This window comes from Loktanella sp. DSM 29012 (assembly GCF_900110705.1).
GTDB lineage: Bacteria > Pseudomonadota > Alphaproteobacteria > Rhodobacterales > Rhodobacteraceae > Loktanella > Loktanella gaetbuli.
Window position 1 is genome coordinate 35,924 of the sequence record NZ_FOEJ01000009.1, and the last position, 24,110, is coordinate 60,033.

At 62.8% G+C, this 24,110-nt stretch carries 24 protein-coding genes; 7 read left to right on the forward strand and 17 right to left on the reverse strand.

Annotated features, from left to right (window positions below):
• Positions 1-13 precede the first annotated feature (13 nt).
• From BMX27_RS15625 to BMX27_RS15635, 3 genes are all read right to left on the reverse strand, one after another.
• Complete coding sequence (locus BMX27_RS15625; RefSeq protein WP_090161170.1) at positions 14-526, reverse strand: RES family NAD+ phosphorylase; 513 nt, start codon at positions 524-526, stop codon at positions 14-16.
• A complete protein-coding gene (locus BMX27_RS15630) occupies positions 526-876 on the reverse strand; it encodes an MbcA/ParS/Xre antitoxin family protein (protein ID WP_090161171.1) in 351 nt (116 codons plus the stop codon). Before BMX27_RS15630 ends, BMX27_RS15625 begins: the two co-directional genes overlap by 1 nt.
• A gap of 373 nt (positions 877-1,249) precedes the next feature.
• The gene (locus tag BMX27_RS15635) at positions 1,250-1,522 is read right to left on the reverse strand and encodes a metal-sensitive transcriptional regulator (RefSeq protein WP_090161173.1); all 273 of its coding nucleotides are present in this window, start codon (positions 1,520-1,522) and stop codon (positions 1,250-1,252) included.
• 124 nt (positions 1,523-1,646) lie between these two features.
• On the opposite strand from BMX27_RS15635, the gene BMX27_RS15640 reads away from it, so the two are divergent.
• Positions 1,647-2,435 carry a MauE/DoxX family redox-associated membrane protein gene (locus BMX27_RS15640; RefSeq protein WP_090161175.1) on the forward strand — a complete coding sequence of 263 codons (789 nt, stop codon included), beginning with the start codon at positions 1,647-1,649 and terminating at the stop codon, positions 2,433-2,435.
• On the opposite strand, the gene BMX27_RS15645 is transcribed toward BMX27_RS15640, so the two are convergent.
• The 5 genes from BMX27_RS15645 to BMX27_RS15665 are packed head-to-tail and all read right to left on the reverse strand — an operon-like array spanning position 2,428 to position 6,987.
• Positions 2,428-2,649, reverse strand: coding sequence for a hypothetical protein (locus tag BMX27_RS15645; protein ID WP_090161177.1), 222 nt, complete (start codon positions 2,647-2,649; stop codon positions 2,428-2,430). The genes BMX27_RS15640 and BMX27_RS15645 overlap by 8 nt on opposite strands.
• Positions 2,640-3,803, reverse strand: coding sequence for a phytanoyl-CoA dioxygenase family protein (locus BMX27_RS15650; RefSeq protein ID WP_090161179.1), 1,164 nt, complete (start codon positions 3,801-3,803; stop codon positions 2,640-2,642). The genes BMX27_RS15645 and BMX27_RS15650 overlap by 10 nt, the downstream gene beginning before the upstream one ends.
• A 5-nt stretch (positions 3,804-3,808) precedes the next feature.
• On the reverse strand, positions 3,809-4,969 hold the full coding sequence (locus BMX27_RS15655) for a Gfo/Idh/MocA family protein (RefSeq protein ID WP_090161181.1): 1,161 nt from the start codon (positions 4,967-4,969) through the stop codon (positions 3,809-3,811).
• Positions 4,966-5,874, reverse strand: coding sequence for a TIM barrel protein (locus BMX27_RS15660; protein WP_090161183.1), 909 nt, complete (start codon positions 5,872-5,874; stop codon positions 4,966-4,968). The genes BMX27_RS15655 and BMX27_RS15660 overlap by 4 nt, the downstream gene beginning before the upstream one ends.
• Positions 5,875-5,883: 9 nt before the next feature.
• Positions 5,884-6,987 carry a Gfo/Idh/MocA family protein gene (locus BMX27_RS15665; protein WP_090161185.1) on the reverse strand — a complete coding sequence of 368 codons (1,104 nt, stop codon included), beginning with the start codon at positions 6,985-6,987 and terminating at the stop codon, positions 5,884-5,886.
• Positions 6,988-7,096: 109 nt separating this feature from the next.
• Here BMX27_RS15665 and BMX27_RS15670 point away from each other — a divergent pair, with 109 nt between their 5' ends.
• From BMX27_RS15670 to BMX27_RS15680, 3 genes are all read left to right on the forward strand, one after another.
• Positions 7,097-7,939 carry a 5-deoxy-glucuronate isomerase gene (locus tag BMX27_RS15670; protein ID WP_090161186.1) on the forward strand — a complete coding sequence of 281 codons (843 nt, stop codon included), beginning with the start codon at positions 7,097-7,099 and terminating at the stop codon, positions 7,937-7,939.
• On the forward strand, positions 7,936-8,790 hold the full coding sequence (locus tag BMX27_RS15675) for a class II fructose-bisphosphate aldolase (protein ID WP_090161188.1): 855 nt from the start codon (positions 7,936-7,938) through the stop codon (positions 8,788-8,790). The genes BMX27_RS15670 and BMX27_RS15675 overlap by 4 nt, the downstream gene beginning before the upstream one ends.
• Positions 8,791-9,013: 223 nt before the next feature.
• Positions 9,014-10,810: an IlvD/Edd family dehydratase gene (locus BMX27_RS15680; RefSeq protein WP_090161190.1), complete on the forward strand. Its 1,797-nt coding sequence runs from the start codon at positions 9,014-9,016 to the stop codon at positions 10,808-10,810.
• A 45-nt stretch (positions 10,811-10,855) separates the two neighbouring features.
• On the opposite strand, the gene BMX27_RS15685 is transcribed toward BMX27_RS15680, so the two are convergent.
• Positions 10,856-11,701, reverse strand: a complete 846-nt coding sequence (locus BMX27_RS15685) for a fumarylacetoacetate hydrolase family protein (protein ID WP_090161192.1) — start codon at positions 11,699-11,701, stop codon at positions 10,856-10,858.
• 18 nt (positions 11,702-11,719) lie between these two features.
• Positions 11,720-12,457 (reverse strand): SDR family oxidoreductase, encoded by a 738-nt coding sequence (locus BMX27_RS15690; RefSeq protein WP_090161194.1) that lies wholly within the window; start codon positions 12,455-12,457, stop codon positions 11,720-11,722.
• A 112-nt stretch (positions 12,458-12,569) separates the two neighbouring features.
• On the opposite strand from BMX27_RS15690, the gene BMX27_RS15695 reads away from it, so the two are divergent.
• Entirely contained in the window at positions 12,570-12,881 is a 312-nt protein-coding gene (locus tag BMX27_RS15695) for a polyhydroxyalkanoic acid system family protein (RefSeq protein WP_056037791.1), read from the forward strand.
• Here the strand turns inward: BMX27_RS15695 and glgX are convergent.
• From glgX to BMX27_RS15715, 4 genes are all read right to left on the reverse strand, one after another.
• A complete protein-coding gene (gene glgX, locus BMX27_RS15700) occupies positions 12,878-14,938 on the reverse strand; it encodes a glycogen debranching protein GlgX (protein WP_090161196.1) in 2,061 nt (686 codons plus the stop codon). The two genes, BMX27_RS15695 and glgX, sit on opposite strands and share 4 nt — an antisense overlap.
• 110 nt (positions 14,939-15,048) lie before the next feature.
• On the reverse strand, positions 15,049-17,277 hold the full coding sequence (gene treY / locus BMX27_RS15705; protein WP_090161240.1) for a malto-oligosyltrehalose synthase: 2,229 nt from the start codon (positions 17,275-17,277) through the stop codon (positions 15,049-15,051).
• Positions 17,274-19,010, reverse strand: a complete 1,737-nt coding sequence (treZ, locus tag BMX27_RS15710) for a malto-oligosyltrehalose trehalohydrolase (protein WP_177172757.1) — start codon at positions 19,008-19,010, stop codon at positions 17,274-17,276. The genes treY and treZ overlap by 4 nt, the downstream gene beginning before the upstream one ends.
• A 137-nt stretch (positions 19,011-19,147) precedes the next feature.
• Positions 19,148-20,158, reverse strand: coding sequence for a replication initiation protein (locus BMX27_RS15715; protein ID WP_090161200.1), 1,011 nt, complete (start codon positions 20,156-20,158; stop codon positions 19,148-19,150).
• A 586-nt stretch (positions 20,159-20,744) separates the two neighbouring features.
• Between BMX27_RS15715 and BMX27_RS15720 the strand changes: the two genes are divergently transcribed.
• Both BMX27_RS15720 and BMX27_RS15725 read left to right on the forward strand, forming a co-directional pair.
• Entirely contained in the window at positions 20,745-21,944 is a 1,200-nt protein-coding gene (locus BMX27_RS15720) for an AAA family ATPase (RefSeq protein ID WP_090161202.1), read from the forward strand.
• Entirely contained in the window at positions 21,941-22,891 is a 951-nt protein-coding gene (locus tag BMX27_RS15725) for a ParB/RepB/Spo0J family partition protein (RefSeq protein ID WP_090161204.1), read from the forward strand. Before BMX27_RS15720 ends, BMX27_RS15725 begins: the two co-directional genes overlap by 4 nt.
• Positions 22,892-22,981: 90 nt before the next feature.
• On the opposite strand, the gene BMX27_RS15730 is transcribed toward BMX27_RS15725, so the two are convergent.
• The 3 genes from BMX27_RS15730 to BMX27_RS15740 are packed head-to-tail and all read right to left on the reverse strand — an operon-like array spanning position 22,982 to position 24,107.
• Positions 22,982-23,344, reverse strand: coding sequence for a Na+/H+ antiporter subunit G (locus tag BMX27_RS15730; RefSeq protein WP_090161206.1), 363 nt, complete (start codon positions 23,342-23,344; stop codon positions 22,982-22,984).
• Positions 23,341-23,610 (reverse strand): K+/H+ antiporter subunit F, encoded by a 270-nt coding sequence (locus tag BMX27_RS15735; protein WP_090161209.1) that lies wholly within the window; start codon positions 23,608-23,610, stop codon positions 23,341-23,343. The genes BMX27_RS15730 and BMX27_RS15735 overlap by 4 nt, the downstream gene beginning before the upstream one ends.
• A complete protein-coding gene (locus BMX27_RS15740) occupies positions 23,607-24,107 on the reverse strand; it encodes a Na+/H+ antiporter subunit E (RefSeq protein WP_090161242.1) in 501 nt (166 codons plus the stop codon). Before BMX27_RS15740 ends, BMX27_RS15735 begins: the two co-directional genes overlap by 4 nt.
• Between the last annotated feature and the right edge of the window lie 3 nt (positions 24,108-24,110).

The window sequence follows — 24,110 nt, forward strand, 5'->3', positions numbered from 1 at the left end:
CGCTGCCGATCAATCACATGCGTGATAGCCGCTCCTCGTCATCCACAACGGCCAGGGACCCGGCACTGTCCGTCCATGCCCACAACACGAGGTTCATGTCCGATGCCGCCGCGCCCTTGGCAAAGCTGCGAACAAGCAGACCAGCAAAACCGTCCGCCGATAGTCTGCGCGCAAGATCCTGTGTCGGCACCGTCTGATGATCCAGCATTCTGCTGCGCCATGCGGCATCGGCAAGCAGCGCTGGCGTAACACCGTATCTTTTCAGTGCCAGTTCATCACCCGTATCGAAAATCGGGCCAAGGTCTGCGGTGTAGGACACGAGGATCGTGGGCTGCAGACTGCCGACCTGATGGGCCTCGCGCAGCGCTGTTGCGGGGTCGAGCGCGGTATACAGCGCCGGTGTCCCCTTGGGATTGAAGCGCCCGCCGAACAGGGCCGCACCGTGCCCGGACAGGGGGGTGCGCGCATAGACCGGGTTCAGGGCCCGAAAAAGCGGCCCGGTATAGCGCCCGTGCCTGAATGGCATCAGGCAAAGACACCGGCATCGACCGCGTCGATATATTCCAGAACCTGCTGCGCCTTGCCTTCTTGGACCAGTTGCATGGCGGTCCTGCCGTCAAAGCCGGGCAGAGGTTCGGATCGATACCACGCATAGGCGATCAGTTCCGATCCAAAGCGTGGCGACACCTTGTTCAGCACCTCGACCAGTTCGCGCAGGCGGCGCTGTGTCTTGTCCGAACCAATGCGGGCACGCCGCTGCAAGGCATCCTTGCCCAGACCGACCGTCAAGGCGATTTCCTCGGACGACGTGCGCAGGACAGCCGCGATCTTGCGTGGTTCGAATTGTCCGGCTTCTGCAAAATGGGTGATGTGCATGACGGGTTCCAACAGCTTATATGACGCTATATGGCGTCACTATTACCGAATTTCAAGTGTTTCAGAAGCAAGCTATAAGTAGACCCCGATCAAAAGGGCGCGACCGACCGGCGTAATACCGTCGTCGGATGTGGGCCGGTGCGTCGCCCTCAACCGCGGCGATCTTGGCGAAAAACTCCAAGGCGCGTCTTGCATTCCTGAACCAATTGCCCGGTTTCCACAGGGATCCCAGCGGCACCAGAGGCTGGGACCGCTCTGTTGCCAGCGTACCGGGGCGCAGCGATGGTGCGCCGGACAAGCTGGCAGCGCACGCATGCAGACTGCCCTGAACCAACCGCTATATGACATAATGTTGGTTACGCGGCGATGCGTATCACCGGGACGCCTTTTGCAGCAGGCCGATCAACTCATCGAATTTGGCGCGCTGTTCGGCCGGATCGCCGCTTAGGATCGCGGTTTCGACGCAATGGGCGGCGTGGTTTTCCAGAACCAGTCGTTCGACACCCAACAGCGCTGACCGGATCGCGGCGGTCTGCGCCAGCACGTCCATGCAATATCGGTCCTCTTCGACCATGCGGGCCACCCCGCGCACCTGACCTTCGACGCGGGACAGCCGGTCGAGGGTTTTCTGCTTGTTGGCTTTCATCCGGTCACTCCTGTTCCGCCGGGTCCGGTAACCCTCTGGTCATATACCCCTATAGGGTATATACGTCACCCGAAAACGTCATGTCGCGATATGCGACATGACCACCCCTGTCAGGAGGCAGACGATGTCGATCCAAACCCGCAACGTGTCTGATGTGACGACAGACCCTGCCACCGCAGCCACCCGAAAAACGGCCGTTCTGTATCGCATGGCCCTGCCCGACCACCTGTGTCCGTCCGGTCAAAAGGCGCGCTGGCTGTTGCAGTCCAAGGGGTATGACATCGACGACCGCCTGTTTCGCACCCGCCCCGAGGTCGATGCGTTCAAGGACACCTTTGACGTGCCGACCACGCCGCAGGTCTGGATCGACGGCACACGCATCGGGGGCTACAGCGATCTGCGCGTGGCCTTGACCGACCACGATCCAAAGGCCACGACCTATCGCCCGGTGATCTATCTGTTCGTAGTGGCAGCCGCGACGGCACTGGCCTTGTCGATCGGTTTTCTGGGGGCGATCACATGGCAGACGTTGGGTTGGTTCATCTCGGTTTCGATGATTCTGCTGGGCATGCAAAAGCTGCGCGACATCGAAAGCTTTTCCACCATGTTCCTGAACTATGACCTGCTGGCGCGCAAATGGGTGCCCTATGCCTATGTCTACCCTTGGGTCGAAACCGGCGCTGGCGTGTTGATGACGGGGATGCTGCTGACCCCGTTTGCAGCACCAGCCGCGCTGTTCATTTCCACCGTCGGTGCCATCAGCGTGTTCAAAGCGGTCTATATCGACAAGCGAGAGCTGAAATGCGCCTGCGTGGGCGGCAATTCGAACGTGCCGCTGGGGTTCGTCAGCCTGACCGAAAACCTGATGATGATGGGCATGGCAATCGTCATGATCGTGCTGGCCCTTAGCTAAGGTCATCCTTGTCGCGGTAATTGTCCGGGTCAAAGACCACGAAAAATTCGTAGGTACACCAACCCGCCGCGGCGCATGCGATCATTGTCCAAAGCGGCGTGCCCAACAGCAGTTCGAACAGCGCCCAGCCCCACAGCACCACGCAGACCACCAGCCTGCGGGACCGCGGCGCAAAGAACGGCGCGCGCACGTTGATCAGGTCGCTCAAGGGCATCGGCGGTTGTCCATTTCTGTCAGCGCGGCGTCCAGCCGGTCGCCGGGCCAGTTTTCGGTCAGGGCGCGACGCAGGATGTCAGCCTGCGACACCGGGGCGTTGCCGTTCAGCGGCGGGTCCGTGTCGAGGTTCGTCGGAAAGGCATAGCCTTCGGCGCTGGCCGCGATCACCGCCGCAACCTGCGCCGCCGTCATCGCGGACCCCGACAACACAGGATAGAGCGCACGGACCATCGCCGCGCGGTCGACGCTTTCCATGGCGCGACCAAAGGCAGAGGACACCTGCAACAGCATCACCATCCGCGCGATGTCGGCACTGCGATTTTCGCCCGCCGCATGAAACAGCGCGGGATTGAAAAAGATCACGTCGCCCTTGGCCAGGGGCAGCTGGATGCAGTGATCCTCGAACAGCGCGCGGTGGGCGGGATCGTGAAACGCGACATAGCCCGGCGAATAGAGCTGCGAGAACGGCAGCAGTTTCGTAGGCCCGCTTTCGATGGGCATGTCGCAATGCGCGATGCCACCCTGCAGCGTCAGCGCAGCGGTCAGGTCATGGGCGTGTACGGGATAACGCGCGGCCCCTGCAGCGGATTGGAACCCCAGGTGATAATCGCGGTGCGCCTGCTGCGCCTTGCCACCGGGGCGCACCTGATTGACCTGGGCGGTCATCTGATAGGCCGGGCCCAGCCAGGCCTCGCAAACAGCGGCAATGGCGTCGTTGGCAAAATACCCGGCAAAACAGGCAGGATCGCGCAGGCACAGTTTCTGCAAGGCGTTCCAGATGCGGTCATTGGCACCCGATGCCGCGAAATGGTCGCCCTTTCCCGCGCCCTGCGCCGCCTCTGCCGCGATGATGGCGTTGAACACATCCGTCGCCCGGTCGATGACGCCGGTGTCGCCATAGCTGCCGCGCAGAACGATCACCCCTGCGGATTCCCGCAGCACCCAGGCCCATTCCGCCATCAATGCCCGCCGCGCGTCCTGGTCGGCCAGCGCCGGGGCCAGGGCGTGCATGTCGTAGATTGGCACCTGCCGCGTCACCGTCGCGGCATGGGGCACATCGGCATGATCAAGCCGCCGCCCGATCAACGCACGCAGCGTCTCTGGATCGCCTGCGTCAGCGTCGAAGTAGCCTGCTGTCCGGTCCTGCGTCATGTCGCCTACCCCCGGAACATCGGTGGTCGCGCATCCACCCACCGGCCATCGTCACGCCCGCTGGCGGCCACGGCGAAAACGGCGGCCATGGACCGCAAGCCATCCTCGGCGCGCGGGTACAGATCGGCAGCGGGATCGACAGGCTGACCTGCGGTATGGGCGCGGATCGCGGCAGCCAGATCGAGGTAGATATTGGCAAAGGCCAGCGGCATCCCCTCGGCATGACCGATCGTGACGCGGCTGGTGCGGTCGGCCTCTGGCGACAGGTTCGCCTCGCCACGTTCGATGGTCTGCAACCGCCCGCCGAGCGGCATCCAGAACAACTGGTTGGGCTGTTCCTGCGACCACCGCAATCCGCCCTTTTCGCCAAAGACCTGCAAGGTCAGACCGTGCTGGCGTCCCAACGCGACCGAGGATGTCCACAACCGCCCGACAGCCCCGCCGTCAAAGCGCATGTTCACCATGGCGTCATCCTCCAGCAGGCGGCTGGGGATGCAGGACACGGTGTCGGCGGACAGTTTTTCCACTTCTTGCCCGATGACGAATGACGCCATGTGCAGCGCGTGAATGCCGCAATCGGCAAATTGCGCCGACACCCCGGCTTGTGCGGGATCATAACGCCAGCGCACGCGCGGATTATCGGCGTCGGCGGCATCGGCGTGGTGACCATGGGCGAACTCTGCCTTGACCAGACGGATCGCACCCAGATCGCCGCGCGCCACCATCGCCCGCATGTGGCGCACTAGTGAATACCCGCTGTAGCCATAATTCACCGCACAGATCTGCCCGGTGGTCCGGGCGATCTTGACGATCTCTTCGCCCTCTTCGACGGTCATCGTCATCGGCTTTTCGCAAAGAACGTGAAACCCTGCCTCCAGATAGGCCTTGGTGATTTCGAAATGGGTGGCGTTTGGCGTAGCCACCGTCACAAGGTCGATACGGTCGTCGCGCCCACGCTCGCCCGCCAGCATCTCTTGCCAGTCGCCATAGGACCGGTCGGCGGCCAGACCCAGCGTCTGACCATAGGCGCGGCCCGCGTCGGGGCGGTGATCCAGTGCGGCGGCGGTGAATTCAAACGCACCGTCCAGCCCTGCACCCAGCCGGTGCGCCGGCCCGATCTGGCTGCCTTCGCCACCGCCGATCATGCCCCATCTCAGTTTCGTCATGTCACAATCCCCTCGTCAAAGCCGATCCCGGCCAGATAATCACGGTTGGCCCGCGCATCCGCCACGGGCGACACATCCAGCGTCGGGTCGCAGTCCTGTTCGACCGTGCACCATCCCGCATAGCCCGCATCCAGCAGCAGGGCGCGCACCGCTTTGAAATCGACCTCTCCATCCGACAGGTTGCAGAAAATGCCCTGCCCGCAGGCATCGTAGAACCCGGTGCGCTTGGCGATCACATCCGCCTTGACCACGGGGTCCGTCGTCTTGAAATGCACATAGGTCAGCCGGTCGATATGCCGTTGCATGAACGCCAGCGGATCGAATCCGGCATAGGTGCAATGACCGGTATCAAGGCACAGTTTCAGCTGTGCAGGATCAGTTTCCAACAGGATGCGCTCGACCTCGGTCTCGAAATCCAGAAATCCGCCCGCATGGGGATGCAGTTCCGGCGTCAGGCCATAGTCATCGGCGGCCATGCGCGCGACGGTCATGATCCGATCGCGGAACGCCTGCCATTCGGCGGCATCCATCTGTTCCGCCTCGGCCGCGCGGCCCGCAGTCGGCGCACGGCGCGGCGAGATGGAATCGATGATCACCAGATGTTCGGCCCCATGCGCCTGCAAGGCGCGGCAGGTCCGCACCGCACCGTCCATCACATCATCCCAGGCGGCGGGGTCGTGAAACGGGCGGAACACCACCCCGCCGATCAGGTCCAGCGCATGTTCATCCAGCGCATCACGCAGCACGGCGGGGTCCTCTGGCATATAGCCCACGGGCCCCAGTTCGATCCCGCCATATCCCGCCGCCGCGCAATCACGCAGCACATCGCGCCAATGGGGGTTGCGCGGATCATCCGCGAATTCCACACCCCAGGAACAGGGCGCATTGCCAATACGTATCGTCATGGTCGGTCCTCAGGTCTGGGGCACATCGACCCAGCGCCGTTCCCGCGCCGAGGTCAGTGCCGCGTCGATCACCTGCGCCACGGCAAGCCCGTCGCGAAAGGTAGGGAATACGGACTTGCGTTCATGAATCGCGGTCAGGAAATCCTTGGCCTCGATGATGATCTGGTCCTGATAGCCCGTGCCGTGGCCGGGCCCCTGACAGAAAGGCGCGTAATCGGGATGCGCGGGGCCGGTCAAGATCTTGCGAAAACCGCGTGTCGCCTCGGGGCCTTCGGCCTTGTACAGCCACAGGGCGTTCTGGTCCTCTTGGTCGAACCGGATCGCGCCGCGCGTGCCGTGGATTTCATAGGCATAGCCCATCTTGCGGCCCGTGGCGGTGCGACTGGAATAGATGTGGCCCAGCACGCCGCTGGCGAACCGGCACATGATCTGGGCGTGGTCGTCGTTGGTCACGCGCCCGCCGGGACGGTCGGTGTGCAGCGTCTCGACCTCGGCCATGACGCTGGTGATGGGCCCCATCAGGGCCAGGGCCGCATTGACCGGATGCGGGGCCAGATCGCCCATGTTGCCATTGGCCATCCCGTCGCAGCGCCAGTTGTGCGGCGCATCGGGGTCGGCCAGAAAATCCTCGGTGTGTTCGCCGCGAAACCATGTGACGCGCCCGATTTCCCCATCGGCCAGCAGTTGCCGCGCGAACTGGCTGGCGGGGGTGCGGATATAGTTGAACCCGACCATATGGGCGACACCGGATGCCTCGGCCATGGCGACCATGGCGCGGCTGTTTTCCAGCGTATCGGCCAACGGTTTTTCGCAGAACACGGGCTTGCCCGCGGCAAAGGCCGCCTGTGCCATCGCGTGATGCGTATCCGGCGGGGTGGCGATGATGACGGCCTCGACCGCAGGATCGGCGATCAGCGTCTGCCAGTCGGGGGCGGCGCGTGCGAAACCGAAATCACGGGCATAGCGCGCCGCACTGTCCGGCGACGATGCGGCGATCATTTCCAACCGGGGACGCAGGGCGGTTCCGAACACGGCACCCACGACCGACATGGCCACCGCATGGGCCTTGCCCATATAGCCGCCACCGATGATCCCGATGCCGATCTCGCGCATGTCACGACCTCCTCTTCGTGTAGGCGCCGTTGCGCGCGCCCCCGAAATCAGTAGCCTGCGATCTGCGCCCAGACAAGCCGGGTGCAACGCGCCGACAAAAGGACCGCCCATGCACATCGCCCCCTATGACAACAGCAACCGCCCGATCGTCGATATCGACGACGACACGGTGCCGCTGAACTATTTCAACATCGTCAAATTGACCCTCGGGCAAAGTTTCGACTACCGCGTGCCCGGCTACGAAACCTGTATCGTGCCCGCCACCGGCACGGTCGATATCATGGTCGAGGGCGTGGCCTTTGACGGACTGGGCGGACGCGGCACCGATGTCTGGGACGGAGAGCCGGAGGGCGTCTATATCCCGTCAGGGGCCAAGGTGACGATCACCTGCACATCGGACGCGACAGAAACATTCGTTGCGGGCGCAAAATACGACAAGGTGCTGGACCCCTTCGATGTGCGCCGCGACCAGATCGACCTTGTGCAATACGGCAGCGACGACACGAAAACCCACCGCAAGATCAAGCATATCCTGGGTCAGAAACAGGCCGACCAGGTGGGCCGCCTGTTGGTAAGCGAGCTTTATACCGTGGGTCAGGGCGGCTGGTCCGGTTTTCCCAGCCACAAGCATGACACCGACCGCCTGCCGCAGGAAACCCGCCACGACGAGACCTATAATTTCCGGTTCCGCCCCAACCACGGGTCCGGTCTGCAAATGCTGCAACGCGAGGACGGCAAACCGGGCGACGCCTATCACATCGTCGATGGTTCCACGATCTGCATCGACCGGGGCTATCATCCCTGCGCCGTGCTGCCCGGCTACGAGATGTATTATTTTACCATCCTCGGCGGTCTCAGCCAGCGGCCGCTGGTGCAGTATTTCCAGCCCAGCCATGCCGACCAGATCGAAACCATCCCCGGCATCAAGGACATGATCGCGAAATTCAAATGACCCTTGCGACGCTGTCCGATGTGCTGATCCCGGCGCGTGACGGTGGCTATGCCATAGCAGGGCTGGTCTGTCAGGGCTGGGAAGACATGCGCGCCTATGTGACCGCCGCCGAGGCTGAACGCGCGCCCGTGATCCTGCAGGCCGGGCCGGGCTGTCGCGCGCATACCCCCCTGCCCGTTCTGGCCGGGATGATGCGGCATCTGGCCGAGGCGGCCAGCGTGCCGGTCGTCATCCATCTGGATCACGCCCATTCGCTGGATGAATGCCGGGCCGCCATCGACCTTGGGTTCACCTCGGTGATGTTCGACGGATCGCGCCTGCCGCTGGCGGACAACATGGCACAGACAGCGCAGGTCGTGCGGATCGCGCAGGCGGCAGGCGTGTCCTGCGAAGGCGAGATCGGTTTCGTGGGCTATGACGCGGGCGTGGCATCCATCGGCACCGACCCGGCAGAGGCCGCGACATTCGCCCGCGACACGGGCGTGGACGCGCTGGCCGTCTCGGTCGGCAACGTGCATTTGCAACAGGGGGCCGGGGCCGCGCTGGACGAGGCGCGCATACACGCGATCGCGGCGCTGACCGATGTGCCGCTGGTGATCCACGGCGGGTCGGGCGTGCCGCCGGTGCAGCGCAGCGCATTGGCGCGGGGGTCCAACATCTGCAAGTTCAACATCGGGACAGAGCTGCGCATGACATTCGGTGCTGCCTTGCGGCAGAACCTGGTCGACGACGACCAGATTTTCGACCGCATCGACATCCTGTCCGCGACCGAGGCCTCGCTCTGCGCCGCCGCCCGCCGGATCATCGCGTCACTGGGTGTTCAGTCCCGGCACGTGTTGGATGGGATTTAGAATGAAACGATCTGGCTCTGAGGTCCAGATTTTGCAGTTGTATTCATAGGGGGTGAGGCCGCTCGGGGTCTTTCGCCTGCGTGCGCGGCTGCTTCGGCTGTCTTGCACCGCATAATGGGTGGGCGCTGACCGTGCCTGCGCGACCGCCGGGATTCATCTGCCACTGGAAAGCGGCGTTTCGATATGTTCAAAACACGCGAACCGAATTCAAAGGACGTCACCCGTGCCAAAGATCGCCCCAAAGGACCTCCGCTCTGCGCAATGGTTCAACAATCCTGACAACCCGGAGATGACCGCGCTCTATCTGGAACGCTATCTCAACTACGGCATGACACGGGCGGAATTGCAGGGCGGCAAGCCGATCATCGGGATCGCCCAGACCGGCAGCGACCTGTCGCCGTGCAACCGCCACCATATCGAACTGGCCAAACGGGTGCGCGACGGCATCATCGCCGCCGGTGGCGTGCCGATCGAAATTCCGGTGCATCCGATCCAGGAAACCGGCAAACGACCCACCGCCAGTCTGGACCGCAACCTGGCCTACCTCGGTCTGGTCGAGGCGCTTTATGGTTATCCCATCGACGGCGTGGTGCTGACCATCGGCTGTGACAAGACGACCCCTGCCCTGCTGATGGCCGCCGCCACCGTCAATATCCCGGCCATCGCGCTGTCGGTCGGCCCGATGCTGAACGGCTGGCACGAGGGCGAACGCGCGGGGTCCGGCACCGTCATCTGGAAGGCCCGCGAAATGCTGGCCGCCGGTGAAATCAACGACGACCAGTTCATGGACATGGCCGCCGCCTCTGCCCCTTCGGTGGGCTATTGCAACACGATGGGCACCGCAACCACGATGAATTCACTGGCCGAGGCTCTGGGGATGCAACTGCCCGGTGCCGCGGCGATCCCCGCCCCCTACCGCGAACGCGGGCAGATCAGCTATGAAACTGGCCTGCGGATCGTGGACATGGTCTGGGACGACCTGCGCCCCACCGACGTCATGACGCGCGCCGCATTCGAAAACGCGATTGTCGTGAATTCCGCCATCGGTGGATCGACCAACGCGCCGATTCACCTGAATGCGATTGCAAAACATCTGGGCATCACCCTGACCAACGACGACTGGCAACAGGTCGGCCACCGCGTGCCGCTGCTGGTGAACCTGCAACCTTCTGGCACATACCTGGGCGAAGATTATCACCGCGCAGGCGGCGTGCCTGCCGTTATCGGCGAACTGATCGCCGCCGACATGCTGCCGCATCCGGACGCGCTGACGGTCAATGGCCGGACCATGCAGGACAACTGCGGTCTGCGCCGGACCGTGAACGACGACGTGATCCATCCCGCCAGCCTGCCGCTGATGGCCAGTGCCGGGTTCATCAACCTGTCGGGCAACCTGTTCGACAGCGCGATCATGAAAACATCCGTGATCGGTGCCGCATTCCGTGCCGCCTATCTGGAAAACCCGGATGACCCCAATGCGTTCGAGGGCCGCGCCGTGGTGTTCGACGGACCAGAGGATTTTCACCACCGTGTCGACGATCCGGCAGAAAACATCGACCGCGACTGCATCTTGGTGATGCGCGGTGCCGGGCCCAAGGGCTATCCCGGTGCGGCCGAGGTCGTGAACATGCGCCCACCCAATTACCTGATTAAACAGGGTATCCACGCCCTGCCCTGCATCGGTGACGGACGCCAGTCCGGCACATCCGGCAGCCCCTCGATCCTGAACGCCTCGCCCGAGGCGGCGGACAACGGCGGCTTGGCGCTGCTGCAAACCGGCGACCGCATCCGCATCGACCTGAACACCTGTTCGGCCAATATCCTGGTGCCAGAAGATGAACTGACCGCCCGGCGCGACGCGCTGATCGCAAAGGGCGGCTATCCGATCCCCGCCAGCCAGTCGCCGTGGCAGGACATTTTCCGCGATCTGGTGGAACCGCTGTCAGAGGGCATGACCCTGCGCGGCACGACCGATCACCGCGACATCGCGCGCAAGGGGTTGCCGCGCGACAGTCACTGATCTGTTCAAGGGGGGCGCGGCTGACCTGCCGCGCCCCCTGCCCTGTCAGTCCTCTTGCACCAGCGCCTGCCGCTGTTTGCCTAGTCCCGCGATCCCCAGTTCCATGACGTCACCGGCCTGCAGATAGACAGGATGCGGTTTCATCCCCATGCCCACGCCCGGCGGTGTGCCGGTGGAAATCACGTCACCGGGGTGCAGGGTCATAAGCCCGGACAGATGTTCGATAATCTGGGCCACGGTGAAAATCATCGTGGCGGTCGATCCGGTTTGCCGCCGTACACCGTTCACATCCAGCCACATGTCCAGCGCCTGCGGGTCCGGCACCGCGTCGCGGGTGACCAGCCACGGACCCGTCGGGCCAAAGGTGTCGCAGCTCTTGCCCTTGGTCCACTGTCCCGTCAGCCCGGTCTGGTAATGCCGTTCCGACACGTCGTTGACGATGCAATAGCCCGCGACATGGTCCAGCGCCTGTGCGGCACTGACGTGTTTCGCCCGTGTGCCGATGACCACGCCCAGCTCGACCTCCCAGTCGGTGTTCGTGGACCCGCGCGGGATCATCACGTCATCATTTGGCCCCACGATGGCCGATGTCGCCTTCATGAACAAAATGGGATGTTCGGGGATCGGCATGCCGGCCTCGGCGGCGTGATCCGAATAGTTCAACCCGATGCACAGCATCTTGCCGATGGACCCCACACATGGCCCCAGACGCGGGTTGCCCGCCACCACCGGCAGATCGGCGGGGTCCAGCGCCCGCAGCCGGGCCAACCCAGCGTCCGACAGCACGTCCCCCGCGATGTCATCCACGACACCGGACAGATCATGCAGCGCGTCACCCACCATCATGCCGGGTTTTTCCGCACCTTCCGCGCCGTATCTCACCAGTTTCATGCCTGTCCTCCCTTGCGATCAACCCGACCAGCCGCCGTCGATGACATGCGGCTGCCCGGTGGTGAACGCACTTTCGTCGCTCGCAAGATAGACCACAAGGGCCGCGATTTCCTGCGCCGTCGCCACCCGGCCCATCGGCTGACGTTGGACGAAACGGTCCAGCGCCGCGTCACGACTGCCCAGTTCCGCCCCCAGCGCCGTGACGCGGTCCTGCCAGCTGGGGCTGTCAACGGTGCCCGGACAGATGCAGTTGCAGCGAATTCCACGGGTGATGTAATCGACCGCGACCGATTTCGTCAGCCCGATCACCGCCGCCTTGGTCGTGCCATAGATGAACCGATCAGGTGCGCCGATGATCGACGAACAGGCCGACGACATGTTCACGATGCTGCCCGCACCCCGGTCCAGCATCCCCGGCAGCGCCGCGCGGATCGTGCGAAACATCGACGTCACGTTCAGATCAAAGGTCGCGGCCCAGTCGTCATCAGTCGCCGTCAGCACTGACCCGTGCGGGACGATGCCCGCGCAGTTGAACAACGCATCGGGCCGGGCTTGCGCCACGCCCGCCCTGACGGATGCATCATCGCGCACATCCAGCGCCAGGGCCGTGATCCCGTCCAGATCCGCCAACAGGTCAGGGTTCACGTCACTGGCGAAAACCAACGCCCCTTCGGCCGCCATCGCAATGGCAGAGGCACGCCCGATACCCTGCCCCGCCGCCGTGACCAGCACGCGTTTGCCGTCCAATCGTCCCATGATCGTCCCTCCATCCCGGTGCAGACTGTCCGACGCATCGTCACCTGTCCAGCACCCGTGACGCGGCCCGCCAATCACGCTAGGTCATACGGCACCCATGAAAGGATCGCCCATGCCCTCTGTCGATTTCAACGTCCCCCACGCATTGCCCAAGGAAGACGCGGCCGCACGCCTGCTTGCCGGTATCCCCAAGCTGGAAAAGGCCATTCCCGGCGGCGGCGACGTGCAGGCCGAACGCGTGGGCGATGACGGCATGATCCTGTCGATCAAGGCGATGGGCCAAACCATCACCGTGGATTCCGTCCTGTCCGACAGCGCCGTCAGCGGTCAGGTCAAGGTGCCGCTGATGCTGGCGATGATGCAGACCCAGATCCGCGACATGGTGCAGGACAGCGTCACTCGGATGCTGGCGAAACCCGCCTAGGCCACCGCACCGTCACGGGTCAGCACCACGACGGTCTGTTGATTGACGACGATATCGCCCGACACCTGCGCGGGTGCGATGTCGTCGTTGCTGTCCAGCTGTTTGGTCCATGCGCCCTCTGGCAGGGCAAAGGTCACGTCCTCGCCTGCGTTGAGGATGATGAACACGTCACCATGATCCAGCCCCATGATCCGCTTGGCAAAGGCGCGCAGCCCGCCGTCGGACCAATCGTCCTCTGCCATCTCGCGGCCTTCGGGATGATACCACAACGTCCGCTTGCCGCTGCTGGGATCGGATGTGCCGAATTTCGGATCGACGAAACCGTCCAGCGCCCGCCGCCAGGCAAAGGCGCGCGCGGTCGCGGCAATCAGCGTTGCATCTGCATTTTCCCAGTCGATCCAGGTCAGTTCGTTATCCTGACAATAAGCGTTGTTGTTGCCGTGCTGGGTCTGACCCATCTCGTCCCCGGCCAGAATCATCGGCACGCCCTGCGACACCGCCAGCGTGGTCAGCATGGCGCGCACACGGCGTCTGCGCGCAGCAAGGACCGCGGGATCGTCGGTCGGTCCCTCTGCACCCATGTTGTCGGAAATGTTGTGGTCGTGGCCGTCGCGGCCATCCTCGCCATTCGCCGCGTTATGCTTGTCGTTGTAACTGACCGTGTCCCAAAGGGTGAACCCGTCGTGCGCCGCAACAAAGTTGATCGAGGATGTCGCAGGCCGCATGTCATGGTCGAACTGCACGGGCGATCCCGACAGCCGCTCGCTGATCCGGGGCACCAGACTGTCGTCACCACGCCAATAGGCCCGGATGTCGTCGCGGGCCTTGTCGTTCCATTCGCGAAACGGCCAGGGAAACCCGCCGACCTGATAACCGCCATCACCGATATCCCAGGGTTCGGCAATCAGTTTGACCCGGCTCAGCGTCGGGTCCTGCCGGATCGCGGCGAAAAACGCGCCTTCGCGTTCAAACCCGGTGATTTCACGCCCCAAGGTGCTGGCCAGGTCGAAACGGAACCCGTCCACATGCATCACCTCTACCCAATAACGCAATGAATCCAATACCATACGCAAAACCATCGGATGCGCCACGTTCACCGTGTTGCCGGTGCCGGTCGTGTCAAAGGCATAGCGTGGATCATCGGAACCCAGATAATAACTGGCATTGTCGATGCCGCGGAACGACAGCGTCGGCCCAAGTTCGCTGCCTTCGGCGGTGTGGTTGTACACCACGTCCAGGATCACCTCGATGCCCGCCTGATGGAACCGGTCGATGGCGCGTTTCACCTCGGCGATGTCGTAGCCCTTGAGGTAGGCCTGATGCGGGGCGAAAAACGACAGCGTGTTATAGCCCCAGTAATTCGACAGCCCCTTTTCCAGCAGGTGCCGATCCTGGGCAAAGGCATGGATCGGCAGCAGTTCGATCGCGGTGACGCCGATTTTCGTCAGATGCTCCAGAATCGGGTCGGCTGACAGCGCGACAAAGGTGCCCCGGTCCGCCTGTGCGATGCCGGGGTGGCGCATGGTCAATCCCTTGACGTGCCCCTCATAGATCACGGTGTCCTTGAATCTGTGGTTCAGCGTTTCCTTGGCCGACCATTCGAACTGGTTCTCGACCACCACGCCCTTTGGCATGAACGCGGCTGAGCAGCGTGGATCGAAACTCAGGTCATCCTCGCCGATGGTGTAGCCGAACAGCGCATCGTCCCAGACGATGTTGCCCATCAGCGCCTTGGCGTAGGGGTCCAGCAGCAGCTTGTTTGCATTGAACCGATGCCCCTCATGCGGCGCGTAGGGACCATGCACGCGGTAGCCATAACGCTGCCCTGCCCCGATGCCCGGCAAGAACCCGTAATAGATGCCGCCTTCCATTTCGGGCAGTTCCAGCCGGGCGGTTTCATGCTGACCGCTTTCGTCGAACAGGCACAGCTCGACAGCTGTCGCATTGCCGGAAAACAGCGCGAAATTCGTCCCGCCGCTGTGGGGGTCCGCCCCCAACGCATCGGGACGCGCAAGGGAACGGTCAAACGCCGCAATGGCGCTGTTGTGCTGTGTCATCGGTTTTGTCCAATAGCGGGCAGTCTATGCCCTGAGGTCGCGATTGGCTGTGTCGCCTAGATAGTGGCCCACGGGCCCGCGACAATCCAACCGCAACCGGTTGTTTCAGATCATTCTGGTGAAAAATCGACGCGCAGACCGGGCAATGCCTCTTTCATCAGCGTTCCTGCCCCCAGATCGGCACCGTTCGGATCGCAGGTGACCGTTACGCGGCCACCTTCCCCGACCCGCGTCAGCACAAATCCCGCCCCGGTTGCGGCAAACTGCACGGCAGCCCCATCCCAGAACGCCGGATCGTCCCGCCGGGCGCGCAGCACGGCATGGGTCAGCCGCGCCTTTTGCCCGGCGAACCCCGATGCCTCGGTCAGGGCCATCAGCGCATCCAAATCGACCGGCAGACGGTTGTCGGGATCAGTCAGCGCGAAATGCGGCCCCTCGCAGCCACGGTAAATGTCGGGCACACCGGGCATAGTGAGTTTCAATGCCGTCTGGATCAGTGACAGCACCTCGCCCCGCGCAATCAGCCGCATCAGTGCCCCAGGCCGTGCCGCCGCCCAATCGGCCGTCAGTTTCGGGATCAGCGACAGGACCCGATTTTCGGCCTCGGTGTCGGGATAGATCCAGTTCGTGATGGTCTTGCCCTCGCGCAGGGCCTTGACCACGTGGTCGTGCACCCGCTGGTCCAGATCATCCTCGCCCCAGATCGCAAGGGCCACCTGTGTCAGGTACCAGCGGTCATTCGCGCAGGCCACCCCTGCCCCATCCAGCCCCGCGACCCGGTCCACCAGTGCCGCAAAATCATCCGGCAAGTGACTGATCGCCACCAGCCGCATCCGCGCGTCCTCTGACCGTTTGGTGTCGTGGCTGGAGGTCAGGGTCAATGCGCTGCCCTGCCGTGTGGCCAACCAGTCCTGCATGCCATCCGCCGTGATCGTGGCTGCATCGGGATCGGCACCAACCTCGTTTGCCGCCAGATAGGCGTTCCAGCGGAACCCGGCGGTGTCCTCGTGCGATTTGGCCAGCAATGCGCCCGTGACCTGCTGGAACCGCACCTGGAACGCGCGGGCAGCGTCTGTGCCGGGGGCCGTGATAAACCCTGCCAACTGCTGCACGACCGCCCCGTTGCGCAGGTCTGCCGCAGCCTCGGTCGTGACCCTCTCCATCAGCGCCAGGTCCTCTGGACGCTGAACGGTCTGACAAAAATAGGGTCTATATCGGGGAAATGCGATCAAAAGCGCGATCACTGCCTCGCGCAGCGCCTCGCCGCCCTGCTCACGCGCATCCGCCTGCGTGGCACGATGCCCCAGATCGATCAGGTCCAGCATTTCGGCGGCCAGTTCCTGCCGCAGCACCTCGTGCTTGGCGGTCTGGATCGCGTCGTGAAACGACCCCGTCTCGCCTGTCGCGGCGCGCCAGTCGCTGACGATACGTGCGTGGCCCTGTGGATCGGTCAGCACCTGCGCCAGCTTGCGCGCCGCCTCATAGCCCGTGGTGCCCGCTAGCCCCCAATCCGGCAGCACCTCGTCCCCGGTCAGGATCTTTTCGACCCAGATCGGACAATCCCCGACCCGCGCCTGCAACCGCCTGAGATAACCGCCCGGATCGGCCAGCCCGTCGATGTGGTCCAGACGCAGCCCCTGCACCAACCCGCGGTCGATCAGATCGAACGTCTTTGCGTGCATGTCGTCGAACACCTGTTCGTCCTCGACCCGCATCCCGATCAGACCCGTCACGTTGAAAAACCGCCGATGCGTGATGCTGTCGCGTTCGCGTTCCCAGCGGGTCAGACGCCAGGCCTGTGCGGCGTGCAAGGCGTCCAGATCAGCCGTCACCTTGCCCGGCGCGATCGGAATGGCCAGACCATCGCCCACCGTCATCACCGGCCCGTCCTCGGCCTGACCAATGCCGACTTGGCCACTCGACAGCGCATCGGCAAAGGATTCCGTCAGAAACGGCAGGACCAGCTTGTCCGACCAGTTGATGTCAAAATGGCGGGCATAGACGCTGTTCTGACCATGACGCAACACATCGCGCAGCCAGGGTGTCTGCAACGAAAACGCCATGTGATTCGGCACGATGTCGATGATGATGCCGATATTGTGCGATGCTGCGGCCGCCGCCAGCCTCTCGAACCCCGCCTCACCCCCTAGAACAGGGTCGATGACATTGGCATCGATCACATCATACCCGTGCGTGGACCCCGCCTGCGCGGCAAAGATCGGCGAGAGATACAGATGGCTGATCCCCAGCGACGCCAGATGCGGCAAAAAGCCGGTGGCCGCATCGAATGTCACATCTTCGCGCAATTGCAGGCGGTAGGTCGATGTGACTGGAATCATGCGGGTGTCGTCCATGTGCAAAAGCCAAAGGGTTTGTCCGGCGCACCCACCGTCAGCCGCGCGTCGGTGTCAGGCCACAGATGTGGCGTGTCCGGCAAGCGGTCGAAATGAAATGCAACGTAGAGATGTCCCCCATTGTAGCCCCAACTCGCGACAGCGGAACTGGTTCCTGTTGTCCTGACGCGCGCGGGTTGCGCGCCGCCACTGCGTACCAGTGGCATCACCTGCGTCGCCCGCCAGCCCAACAGACGCGCCGTCAGGCGCGACCAATCACCCGCATCCTCTGGCGGATGCGCATAGGGGCGGGCCATGTCGCGGGTCGCCTCGGCCAAGGGGTCCGGCAGATCGCCCTTGAACCCGTCGAAATCAGCAAATTCCGCCTTGCGACCGTTACGCACGGCATCGGCCAAATCACCAGTGAAATCGCAGAAGAACGGGAACGGGGTACGCGACCCGATTTCTTCGCCCTGAAACAGCATCGGCACATAGGGTGCTGTCAGCAGCAGGGCATGCGCTATGCGCATTGCCTCGACCCCGGCAAGCGTGATCAGCCGGTCGCCCAACGCGCGGTTCCCGATCTGGTCGTGGGTCTGGTTGGCATTCACAAAGGCGCTGGCCGGCAGATGTCCTGACGGCGCCCCCCGCGAGGCGCCGACGCGGGGCTGGCCCTGTTCGACCTGACCTTCGGCCAGGGCGCCTGTCAGATCGGCCATCGGGTCGGCGGCATAATTGCGGTAATACCCCTCGCTCTCGCCGGTCAGCAGGCAGTGGACCGCGTGGTGAAAATCGTCGTTCCACTGGGCGTCGATGCGACCGGCGTCGCGGTCGGTCGTCAGGTTGCGTTCATCCTCGGCAATCAGATGCAGCGGCCGGCCCGCATCCATCGCCCGCAAACCGCCGGTCAAGGCGTGAAAGAACGGCTCGGGGCTGGGGTCGACCAGTTGGTGCACCGCGTCGAACCGAAACCCGTCGACACCAAAATCGTTCACCCACATGGCCGCGTTCTGGAAAAAGAATGTCCGCACCGGGTCTTGGGTAAAATCAACCGCCGGCCCCCATGGCGTGCTGCGCCCGTGGTCGAAAAACGCAGGCGTCAACGCATGGATATAGGCGCCGTCAGGGCCGAAGTGATTATAGACCACATCCAGAATGACGCTGATCCCCAGATCATGCGCGACAGCGACAAAGTTGGCGAAATCCTGAGGTGTGCCATAGGCGGGATGCACCGCGTTGGGCAGCACACCGTCATAGCCCCAGCCGTGGTTGCCACCGAATTGCACGATGGGCATGACCTCGACCGTGTTGATCCCGACGGCTGCGAGGTCGCCCAGTTTTTCCGCCGCGGCCTGAAACGTTCCGGCGTCGGTGAATGTGCCGATGTGGATTTCGCAGATCACCGCCTCGGGCCAGTCACGCCCGACCCAGGGCGATGGGGCCTGCGGCGGTCGTGTCAGCATCGACAGATCATGCACGCCACCGGCCTGCCTGCGCGACGCGGGATCCGGGACCGGCTGGCCATCCAGCATGTAGCCATAGCTGTCACCGGCGCGGGCAGGCAATCGGGCGCGAAACACACCGTCCGCGTCCCGCGTCATGGGGTGGGTGACCCCGTTCAGCATCAGGTCAAGGCTGTCGCGGTCCGGGGACCAGATCGCGAAATCCCAATCCGTATCGGTTGCGGGTCGTGCACCCCAGAGGTGCGCAAGGTCGGTCAATTGATCACGAGGCTTCATTCGAACAACCGTGACCCAAGCAGCAACGCTTGTCCATTCAGCATGATGCGCATGACGACGTTTCATCGGGGCAGGGGGCGCGGCGTTGCGCGATTGCCAATTGGCAATCGCCCTTATTTTTTCGTGCAATCAATCGCTTAGAGCGGATTTGCCTCTGCAAACTTGCGAAAGAACGCAAGGTAGGCGCGATCGGGGTCATCGGCGGGTGCCTTGCCCCGCGACCAGTCGCGCCAGGCGGATTCAATGTAGTAGATATCATAGCCCGGGAACCGCATCCGGGCCGTTTCATACGTCTGGGTCTGCAGGGCCGCACCCTTGGCATCCAGTTGCCCGGGGCGCGGGCGCAGGTCAGGATCATCGGTGGCGCGTTGGCGCCGCCCGGTGCTGGCAAAGCTGAGGGCCCGTTCCGCCTTGCCCGTCGCATCACCGTCCTTGCGCCACCAGCGCAATTCGACATGGGTGACACTGCGGCCGGTCTTGATCGGGTTGATTTCGACCATGTAGTCGGACAGCGCGCAGACCTCTTCGACGGCGGGTTCGATCGCACGCAACCGCAGGTTCGACCATGATGTCAGCTTGCCCTTGGGCACACCCAGCACACCGCGAATGGCATCCAAAGTAAATTTCTCAGACGATTTCCAACGCAGGTTGCCGCGTTTCTGCACCATCTCGTAGAGTGTCAGCGCATATTTGGACGTCAGCGCGAACATGACCTCGCGCTGCAGGCGCGCAAAAACGGTGGAATTGCGGATCACCTTGCGCAGGCGCGCCGGGATTTCGTATTCGAACAACCCGTCGCCGCGCGCCATTTCGACGTTGCCACCCAGTAGCTGCACCCGTTCGATCGCCGGCTTGCCGTCCCAGGTCACCTCCATCTTGACGATGGACGACATCAGCCGTTCGATGGATTCACCGATCCGGTCATTGGAATTGTGGCTGCCGCGCAGATCCGCCTTGGCGATGACATGCGTGACGGGTTTGTCGATCGCGTCCCAAGCGTTTTCCAGCAGCTGGTTATAGATGCGCCGATCGGCCAGCGTCAGCGGCGTCACCTCGACCAGGTCGACCAGTTCGCCAGGTTTGATCAGCGTATCGGCACTGGGCCGCGCGTCGAGTGTACGGTAGGATGTCTGCGTCGGTTTTGCCATCTGCGCACTTTCCGTTACGTGCTTGCGCTTACTTTTGTATGATAATCTGTGTAAGTCAAGCGCGCGGGGCAGCACCCGATCTGTAAGGTTTCGACCACCACCCGCGGCCCGCCGCGAATCGCAAAGGGCATGAAAACAGGGGATCGCCACTCGTGCCGATTCGACCAGATCGAGCCACCCGAAACGTAAGATTTCGCCCACCCCAGAGGTAAGGACAGACCACCCCAGACGTATCGCCATCCCACCCCAGACGTAGCGCAAACCATCCCAAGCCGTAAGGGATAGGGCTGCGCGGGCCTTGCGGGGTAGGGGGACCAGGCTGCCGAACAGATGAATCCGAATATCTGAACAGATCGGGTTTTTCTGGATTTTGATTTTGCAGGGGGGCCAATTGCATGGCTGACACGCTAGACTGCCATCAACACCCGGATCAGATGGCATATTGCTAGTCGCACCTGCGCAACTTCCAATGCTGGACTGTAACTGCACCAGGGTTCGATTTTTGAATGGCGTACCGCTGAATATCGCACTTGTCTGCAAAGGCCGCACAGGGCATTCTCTTGCAAAACAATATGGCGGACAGGTCATGGAAGAGCAGAGCTACCCAATCGAGCTGGCAGAGATCGACGCCCTTGCATCACGTGCAGGGCGTGTCATCGAAAAGTTGCGGGCGCGGGTGTTTTCACCGGGCACGGCCAAGACGCTGGATGTGCGCTATAACGTACGCACCGCCGCCGAAATGTGCGGCCGCACCGAAAAGGCGATCCGCGACGCAGAGGATGACGGACGGCTACCCACACCTGACAAGGACCCCGATACCAACCGGCGCACAGGCTATTCACTGGCCGACGTGAACCGCATGCGCGAGGTATTCGGGACACTACCGCACCGTGCGCCTGATGATCCTGCGATGGTGCTGGCGATCCAGAACTTCAAAGGTGGGGTTGGCAAATCCACGGTTGTCGCACATTTGGCGCAATACCTGGCACAAAAGGGCTACCGCGTTTGCGTCGTCGATTGTGACAGCCAGGCCTCGACCACCAGCGTGTTCGGGCTGAACCCCGATGTGGACGTCGACGAAGACGAAGACACGCTCTATCCGTTCTTTCGCCACGGCGGGCCGTCCACGCTGCATTATGCCTTGCGGGCGACCTATTGGCCGGGCATCGCACTGATCCCGGCAAACCTGGGGCTGTATGACGCCGAATACGAATTTGCAGCACGGATGGTGCGCGAACAGGATTTCGTTCTTGATAGACTAAGGACGGGGTTAGAGACGATTTCCGACCAGTTTGACGTCATCCTGCTGGACCCGCCGCCCGCGCTTGGCATGATCTCACTTTCCGTGTTGCGGGCCGCGAATGCGATCGTCGTACCTGCACCGCCCAACAACATCGACTTTGGCTCGACCGCGCATTTTCTGAAAATGATGTCCAGCACGCTGGGCGAGCTTGCGCAACATGGCGGCACGCGGGGGTATGACTTTGTTAAGATACTCGCCACCAAGATGAACGACCAGAAAAGCGCGCATCAGGCGATCAAGCGGATGATGGACGCGGTGTTCCCGCAAGACATGCTGAACGCCGTGTTGAAGGACAGTGCCGAAATCGACAACGCCGCCGCCAACCTGATGACGGTTTACGAGTTGACGGGGGCTGCGACACGGTCGGAGACGCACAAGCGCTGCCGGGTCTATCTGGACGCCGTTGGCCGTGAGATAGAGACTGAAATTCGCAAGACATGGCCCAGTCACACCGCGCGCCTGCGCAAGGAGGGGATCCTATGAGCAAGAAGCACGACGCCATTTTTGACGACATCCTGAACGATCTGGGTGCAGATGAAACGCTGGAACCGCGCGGGTCTGCCCGGTTTCTGAAACGATCCAACGCGATGGCCGATCAGGTCGGCGGGCAGCGTCAGGAAAAGGTGTTGCGGCTGGTCGATCCGGCCACCTGCGTGATGTGGAAAGGGCATAACCGCGCCTATGACCTGCTGACGGCCGAAAACTGCGCTGACCTGATCGAAGGGCTGCGCGCACAGGGCCAGCAAGAGTTCCCCGCGATCGTGCGCAAGCTGGACGGCACGGATGCAGAATACGAGGTGATCTGCGGCGCGCGACGGCATTTCGCGGTGTCCTGGCTGCGGGCGAACAATTACCCCCAATTCCGCTATCTGATCGAAGAGCGCGACCTGACCGACGAAGAGGCGTTTCGCCTTGCCGATATCGAAAACCGCGACCGCGAGGACATCAGCGATTATGAACGCGCGCAGGATTACGCCCGCGCGGTAGAGACCTATTACGGTGGTCAGCAAAAGGTCATGGCCGACCGTTTGCAAGTGTCGCCCGCGTTTCTGTCGCGGTTCCTGCAACTGGCGAAGCTGGACCCGCGGATCGTCGCGGCCTTTCCGTCGATCCGAGAGGTACGCGAACTGCACGCGCGTCAGCTGCGCGCCGTGATGGTTAAGGACGATGCGGCAGAACGTGTGCTGGTTGAGGCTGACCGCATCGCGGGGCAGGGGATGACGGCGGCCGAGGTGATGACCCGGCTCAAGGCGGCAGGCAAGGCACCCCGCAAGCGTCGCGCCAACGACAATGTTTACACGCATCCGCTGGGGAATGTTGCGATGCACCGGCAGGGCACAACGACGGCGCTGAAATTTTCCAGCACCCTGCCGGATGCGGCGATCCGTGCGGCAGTCGAATCCTATCTCAAGGATCGTGCAAAGGGCTAATTGCCAATTGGCAATCACCTGTATTTAGCTTTTAAATCAGATGGATACCGGATTTTTGGGTGCGCAATCTCGCGCACCCAAAATGTAAGATCAGGCTCCGGTGTTCTTGGCGTCGGTCGCCCAGATCTTGTCCTGCGGCGGTGGCGGCACGTCGGTATGTTTGCGGCGGCCATGCAGGTGCGTTTTCGAGATGAAGTTTCCGGTGATCGGGGCAGTCACAAAGAGGAACGCCATGATCAGCACCTCGTTCAGCGACCCGTCGCCATAGGCAAAGGCATTGAGCATCGACGCCACCAACAGCGATCCGATGCCAAGGGTTGAGGCCTTGGTCGGGGCATGCAGGCGCGACATGCAATTGTCGAGTTTCAGCAGACCAAAGGAGCCCACCAGAATGAACAGGGCGCCAACGGCGAGCGACGCGACGATCAGGATGTCGAGGATTGTTGCGATCATTCGATGATGTCCCCCCGCAGCACGAAACGACACAGCGCGACCGATGAGACAAAGCCCAGCATGGCGATGATCAGCGCGCTTTCGTAATAGACGGCGGTGCCCCAGTGGATGCCAAGCAGGACGATCAGGGCGATGGCGTTGATGACCATCGTATCAAGTGCCAGGATACGGTCACCGACCATGGGTCCACGCACAAGGCGGACCATGGCGAGGATCTGGGCAAGGCCGACCACGGCCATTGCGATGATAACGGCTGTTCCAATCATTCCTCAAATATCCTTTTCAGGCGGGATTCGTAGCGGGCCTTGATGTCGTCGCGCACGGCGTCGGGGTCGGGTGCGTCAAGCGCATGCACCAGCAGGGCCGTGCCATCGGCCGACAGGTCCGCGCTGACGGTGCCGGGGGTCAGGGTGATGGTGCCGGCCAGCATGGTGATGGCCTCTGGCGTGCGCAGGTCCAGCGGGATGACGACCCAGTTGGGCTGCATGGCGGCGTTCGATTTGAACAGCACGATCCGTGCGACCTCGATGTTTGCGACGACCACGTCCCACATCACCAGCGCGAGGTAATTCACCAAACGCCAGGGTTTGGGCAGAGGGGGACGGTTCGGCCAATAGGCTGCCGTCGTGATCGGGATGATAAAGCCCAGGATCAGGCCCATCACCACTGTGCCCAGCGTGATGGTGTTTTGCAGCAGACACCATACCACGACCAGGATCAGCGTCAGGATCGGGTGCGGAAAGATCCGGTAGAGCAGGCGCAGGGG